Source organism: Streptomyces swartbergensis (assembly GCF_002148965.1).
GTDB lineage: Bacteria > Actinomycetota > Actinomycetes > Streptomycetales > Streptomycetaceae > Streptomyces > Streptomyces swartbergensis.
This window is the reverse complement of the sequence record NZ_NGFN01000617.1, coordinates 1-2309: the sequence shown is the minus strand read 5'-3', so window position 1 is coordinate 2309 and position 2309 is coordinate 1. Positions and strand designations below refer to the sequence as shown.

Annotated in this window: 2 protein-coding genes, 1 tRNA gene and 2 rRNA genes; 1 reads left to right on the top strand and 4 read right to left on the bottom strand. The window is 67.9% G+C overall.

The genetic code is table 11. From position 1 onward, the window contains the following. On the top strand, positions 1 to 1045 hold a 1045-nt coding region (locus CA983_RS42865), incomplete at its 5' end, for a PP2C family protein-serine/threonine phosphatase (RefSeq protein WP_143645799.1). A gap of 43 nt (positions 1046 to 1088) precedes the next feature. Here the strand turns inward: CA983_RS42865 and CA983_RS42860 are convergent. The 4 genes from CA983_RS42860 to CA983_RS42845 form a co-directional block, all read right to left on the bottom strand. Then, positions 1089 to 1164: transfer RNA gene (locus CA983_RS42860), tRNA-Thr, on the bottom strand. Between the two features lie 73 nt (positions 1165 to 1237). Further along, positions 1238 to 1900 (bottom strand): DegT/DnrJ/EryC1/StrS family aminotransferase, encoded by a 663-nt coding sequence (locus CA983_RS42855; protein WP_244207345.1) that lies wholly within the window; start codon positions 1898 to 1900, stop codon positions 1238 to 1240. A gap of 114 nt (positions 1901 to 2014) precedes the next feature. Beyond that, positions 2015 to 2131, bottom strand: a 5S ribosomal RNA gene (gene rrf, locus CA983_RS42850). A gap of 86 nt (positions 2132 to 2217) precedes the next feature. Next, positions 2218 to 2309, bottom strand: a 23S ribosomal RNA gene (locus tag CA983_RS42845); the annotation flags it as partial.

Below are 2309 nucleotides of genomic sequence, written 5' to 3'. Positions count from 1 at the left end.
CGTCTGGACGGCCCCCGCCGAGGTGGCCCACCAGGCGGCCCTGCGCAGCTCCATGCGCAGCCTCGGCCTCAGCGGCGGCCCGACCCACCAGGTCACCCCCGGCATCGGCCCGACCCTCGCCACGGCATCCGCGGTGGGCGGCGAGACGGTCGTCCTCCCCCTGGTCGCCCGCAACCGCGTCATCGGCATGCTGACCCTCGGCAAGCCGACCGACGAACACTTCCGCCAGGAGATCCTGGAACTCGCCGAGGACCTGTCCCGCCGAGCCGCCCTGGCCCTGGACAACGCCCGCCTCTACTCCGAGCGCACGGCCATCAGCCAGTCGCTCCAGCGCAGCCTCCTCCCGCCGGAACTCCCCACGATCGAGGGAGTCGAGGTCGAGGTCATCTACCGCGCCGCCGGCGAGGGCAACGAGGTCGGCGGCGACTTCTACGACCTCTTCCCCATCCGCGACGGCGCCTACGGCTTCGCCATCGGCGACGTCTGCGGTACGGGCCCGAACGCGGCGGCGGTCACAGGCCTGGCCCGCCACGCTCTGCGCCTCCTGGCCCGCGAGGGCCTCAGCGGCCCGGCGGTCCTGGAGCGCCTCAACTCCGCCATCCTCGACGAAGGCGCCCGCAGCCGCTTCCTCACCCTCCTCTACGGCGAGATGCGCCCCCAGGAGGACGGCAGCGCCGAACTCAAGGTCGTCTGCGCCGGCCACCCGCTCCCGCTACGCCTGCGCCAGGACGGCTCGGTGGAACCGGCAGCCGAACCCCAGCCGCTCCTCGGCGTCATCGACGACCTGGAGCTCTACGAGCAGACGGTCACCCTCGACCCGGGCGACGTCCTCCTGTGCGTCACGGACGGCGTCACCGAACGCCGCGAAGGTGCCCGCATGCTGGGCGACGACGGCCTCGCCGACGTCCTCACGACCTGCACGGGCCTCACGGCCGGCGCGGTCGCCGCCCGCATCATGCGCGCGGTGGAACGCTTCGCTTCGGACGCCCCGTCCGACGACATGGCAATCCTGGCGATGCGCGTCCCGGGCCTCCACAAGGACTAGAACATGGAAAAGGCCCCACCCGTGAGGGTGGGGCCTTTTCTGCTGGAGCCCCCAAACGGAATCGAACCGTTGACCTTCTCCTTACCATGGAGACGCTCTACCGACTGAGCTATAGGGGCCTGTCGCTTACGGGGTTTCCCGCGCGGCAACGGAATAGATCATACCCCGAACAGACCCGTGCTCCCAACCACGTCAGAAGGCGGGCTGAAGAAGCCCTCCAAGGGCATTACAGGCGGACACGATCCGCTGCATGTCCCGCTTGGTCAGAGTGGCGTCCACAGGCAGCGCGAGCGTCTCGTCGGAAGCCCGCTCCGTCTCCGGGAGAGAAACGCACCGCCGGAATTCGGGCAGCCGATGCACCGGAGTCTTCACCGGCACCCGGCACTCGACTCCCCTGGCCCGCACAGCCCGCGCGAAAGCGTCCCGATCCGGCCGCCCGTTGCCCGGAACCCGCACGACGTATTGCTGATAGGTGTGCCCGTCACCGTCGTCCGGCGTCCGCACACCCCTCAACTTCGCATGGAGATAAGCCGCCCGCTCCCTGCGCTGGGCTATCTCGTCGTACGGCGCCTCGGACTCCCCCTGCTCCAGCACGAGCAGCCCGTGGCGCGCTCCCAGCGCGTGCAGGCGCGCGATGTCAGCGAGCCGCCCGAATCGGTGCACGACCACCACGGCCGCGGTCCGCGGAGTCATCGCCGCTTCCACAGCGGAGGCATCCAGGCAGTAGGTGACCGGATCTATGTCGGCGAACACCGGCATCGCCCCGGCCTTGGCCACGGCCTCGGCGACCTCGACGTTCCCGAAGGCCGGCACGACCACCTCGTCACCGAGTCCGACACCGGCGGCCCTGAGCATTGCAGCAGTACCCATACTCTGGATGCTGATCGCGCAACGTGAACTTCAAGTGACGGAGAACAAAAAAGGGCTGGACCCGTAACCGAAGTTACGGGTCCAGCCCTGTCAAAAATTGTTCGGCGGCGTCCTACTCTCCCACAGGGTCCCCCCTGCAGTACCATCGGCGCTGTAAGGCTTAGCTTCCGGGTTCGGAATGTAACCGGGCGTTTCCCCTACGCTATAACCACCGAAACACTATGAAACTGTCAGCCGCACCACGCTGTGGCAACGTGGGGCTGTTCGTGGTTTCAGAACCAACACAGTGGACGCGAGCAACTGAGGACAAGCCCTCGGCCTATTAGTACCGGTCAACTCCACACGTTACCGTGCTTCCATATCCGGCCTATCAACCCAGTCGTCTACTGGGAGC